The sequence below is a fragment of the Gammaproteobacteria bacterium genome (assembly GCA_028817255.1).
Lineage (GTDB): Bacteria > Pseudomonadota > Gammaproteobacteria > Porifericomitales > Porifericomitaceae > Porifericomes > Porifericomes azotivorans.
Genome location: JAPPQA010000063.1, coordinates 1 through 3,237 on the forward strand (window position 1 = coordinate 1; position 3,237 = coordinate 3,237).

The 3,237-nt window shown below is 61.4% G+C and carries 4 protein-coding genes; 2 read left to right on the forward strand and 2 right to left on the reverse strand.

Annotated elements, in window-relative coordinates:
- Positions 1–101 precede the first annotated feature (101 nt).
- Together OXU43_03100 and OXU43_03105 are read right to left on the reverse strand one after the other, a co-directional pair.
- A complete protein-coding gene (locus OXU43_03100) occupies positions 102–1,037 on the reverse strand; it encodes a glycosyltransferase family 2 protein (protein MDD9824148.1) in 936 nt (311 codons plus the stop codon).
- Complete coding sequence (locus OXU43_03105; protein ID MDD9824149.1) at positions 1,034–1,165, reverse strand: hypothetical protein; 132 nt, start codon at positions 1,163–1,165, stop codon at positions 1,034–1,036. Before OXU43_03105 ends, OXU43_03100 begins: the two co-directional genes overlap by 4 nt.
- 84 nt (positions 1,166–1,249) lie before the next feature.
- Here OXU43_03105 and OXU43_03110 point away from each other — a divergent pair, with 84 nt between their 5' ends.
- Both OXU43_03110 and OXU43_03115 read left to right on the forward strand, forming a co-directional pair.
- The gene (locus OXU43_03110) at positions 1,250–1,516 is read left to right on the forward strand and encodes a hypothetical protein (GenBank protein ID MDD9824150.1); all 267 of its coding nucleotides are present in this window, start codon (positions 1,250–1,252) and stop codon (positions 1,514–1,516) included.
- Positions 1,517–1,624: 108 nt separating this feature from the next.
- Positions 1,625–2,869, forward strand: a complete 1,245-nt coding sequence (locus OXU43_03115) for a hypothetical protein (GenBank protein MDD9824151.1) — start codon at positions 1,625–1,627, stop codon at positions 2,867–2,869.
- The last annotated feature ends 368 nt before the right edge of the window (positions 2,870–3,237 follow it).

A 3,237-nucleotide genomic window follows, 5' to 3' on the forward strand; every position in this document is an offset into this window, starting at 1 on the left:
GCCGGACGGCTTTGCCTTGCGTTTTTTACGCTTCGATCTCGATTTTCCAGACATTGCCCCTCCTGCCGCTAGCGCCGCCCCCCGCCGGGCGGGGCGCGGGCTTAATCCGCATCGTCGAAACCATGCGCCGACTCGATGATGTAGGTGGGGCGCCCCCTCACCTCGTGAAAAACCCTGCCCAGGTATTCCCCCAACACCCCCAGCGTGATGAGCTGTACGCCGCCCAGAAACAAAATCGTCACCATCAGCGACGCATAGCCCGGCACATCCGTGCCCAGCGCCAGCCTGCGCACTACCAGAAAAGCAGCGTAACAGAAGGCGCTCCCCGATATGACGAGCCCGAAATAGCTCCACACCCGCAACGGCAGCGTGCTGGACGCCGCGATGCCGTCCAGTGCCAGGTTCCAGAGCCGCCAATAGCGCCACTTGGTCTCGCCCGCGACGCGCGGGGGGCGCTGGTATTCCACCCGCGCCGCCGGATACCCCACATAATCGAACAGCGACCTCACGAAACGCTGCTTCTCGGGCAGACGGTTTACCGCCTCCACCACGCGGCGCGACATCAGCCGGAACGCGCCAACGTTCCCGGGCACGGACACATCGGCCATACGGCTGTAGAAACGCCAGAACAGATGAGCGGTCAGGCGCTTGGCCCAGCTCTCCCCCGTGCGGCTCACGCGCACGCAATAGACGATGTCGTAACCCTCGCGCCACTTCTCCACCAGGCGCGGAATCAACTCCGGCGGGTCTTGCAGGTCGGCGTCCATGGGAATCGCCGCCTGGCCGCGGCACAGCGAGAGGCCGGCGCAGAGCGCGTGCTCCTTGCCGAAGTTGCGCGACAAATTGACCACCTTGATGCGCGGGTCGCGGCGATGGCGTTCGAGCAGCCGCGCCAGCGTGTCGTCCCGGCTGCCGTCGTTCACGCAGACGATCTCGTAGTCGCCGCCGACTTCGCGCAACGCTTTTTCCGTGCGCGCAAAAAACTCGCCGAGGCCCGGCGCCTCGTTGTACATCGGGACAACAATAGACAATATCATTCCTGCTCCCCTGCCGATACGCGCAGTGCGGGGAATTGACCCGCCATGCGGCGCGCGCAACCCGCCGCCGCCCGCAAACGAATGCCGGAACGCCGCCGCGCCGCAACGACGAATTCTACCGGCAACATGCGGAGAATATAGCCGGGAAAAGCCAGCCTGTTAATACCCGTTCTTTGCCCCCGCCCTGGCCCTCTCCCGAAAGGAGAATCGTTATGCGCCGTCAAACGGCAAATGGATGGCCGCGCGGCCACAGCGACCAGCGGCCAGGGCGGGTTTTTTATCTGAAGCACGGTGGGGCGCATCGTTCCCTGCGTGAGGAATTCTATACCCGATATCGAGGCGACTGGCGTTTGCGGACGGTGAACCGCGCCATGGAGGACTTCCAGAAACACTACTGTCACTACCGCCCTCACGGCGGCAGAGGCAGAGACATGCTTACCCCTATGGAGTATTATCGCCGCTTCGCGGAGGCAGCCTGATTTGTCTCATATGTGGCGGCCCCATACAGGGCCTCGACGCTAACCGATCGCCTTGACATATTCTGAACCCGCAAAGCTCGCCCCTCCCGCCAACGAAGGAACCCAGTCGTGATGCCCTTGCGGATTCCCGCGACAATCTCCCTAAGCCCTGGCGAAACCCGGATCGTCGGCCTGGCGTTAGCCGTCAAGACCGCGATGGCGGCGTTCATGCTGTTCGTTTTCTACCAATTTTCGGATTTCGAGCAAGTTCACCACCTGTCGACTCGCTGGTACACCGGCACAGAAAATCGCACCGCCTGGTATCTTGCCTTCGCCAACTGGGACGGCCAACATTATCTGATACTGTCCGACCTGGGTTACAAGCACTTGAGTCTCTCTCAGGGGTTTTACCCGCTGTATCCGATGCTGATTCGCGCGTTGAGTCCGGTGTTCTCGCCATGGATGTCCGGGCTCATACTGAACTACCTGTTCACCGCCGGCTTCTGCGTGTTCCTCTATCGCATCGCCGCACATATGAAATGCCCAAAACCGCATCTGGCCGTGTTGATGCTGCTCGCTTTTCCCACTGCGTTTTTCACCGGGGCGATCTACACCGAAGCGCTGTTTTTGTTTCTCCTCACGGGCTTCCTGTATCATCTGTTGGTCACCCGAAGTTACGCCATTTTGATGTATGCGTTCTTAATGCCGTTGACCCGGGGGACAGCGGCATTTGTCGCCGGCGGCCTGCTGCTCCACACCGCGCTCGAATACGCGCGGGCGAGCAGCCGCGCCAAAAAACGGGCGCGCGCCGCGCAAATCGCGCCAGGCAAACCGTTCGACTGGCGCTACCCCGCGCTTTGTCTGGCCGCATTCTTCGCCGGCGCGCTGGCGTATCTTCTGTTTATGCAACTCGCCACTGGCAATGCGTTTGCCGGATTCGCAGTTCAGGACCGGTTCCCTGCGCAAAACAAAACCTCCAATCTGTTCATCCCGACCATCTTTCTCCGCCACCTAATCGCTGACATCAAATTTTTCGGCGCCCTGCTCGCCAGCCTCGAAAACCTTCGGAACTTCCACCATATGCTGCCCGATCACGGCGTGGCGCTGTTCTTCCTTGGCGCCTTAATCCTTGTGCTGCGCCGGGAATGGGCGCTATTGTGCTTTTACTTCCCTCTCGTCTATGCGCACACCGCCATAAGCGCCGGAACGACAACCGCTTACTTTCGTTATATGCTGAGCGCGGCCCCATTTTTGGTACTGGCGTGGCTGAAAGCCGCCCCCCGCCCTGCCGCAACCTATGCCTTGTGCGCCGTGCTCTTTGCGGCGCAACTCTATTTCGCCTACAGATTCAGCGTGAACCTGTGGGCCGGATGACTATGGGCGCAGGAAAGCCCATCGAGAGGCGCCCGCGGCCGGGGCGGGAAGCGGCGGATTCCCGCTAACGATTCCCTTCCCGCCATGGAGGGTAGATTCCTGCCCCCGTTAATGCAGTAAAGACAAGCCAGGGGCAAGCCTGCGCCTTGTTCTTCCCATCACCCCCCCCTTGAGGGGGAGTGATGCGTACGAAACAGACTGTGTAAAAACCCTGCGGGCATCCAGCGAATAAAGCCTACTCCGCCATTCCCATGCCCCCACCCCGCCATTCCCGCGCAGGCGGGAATCCAGCATAGAAAGCGCGCGCTTCGCGCTCCTTCAGGGCGGGGCGAGGGGGCGGCAGACAGCCATAAACTCGCGCCGCCGCC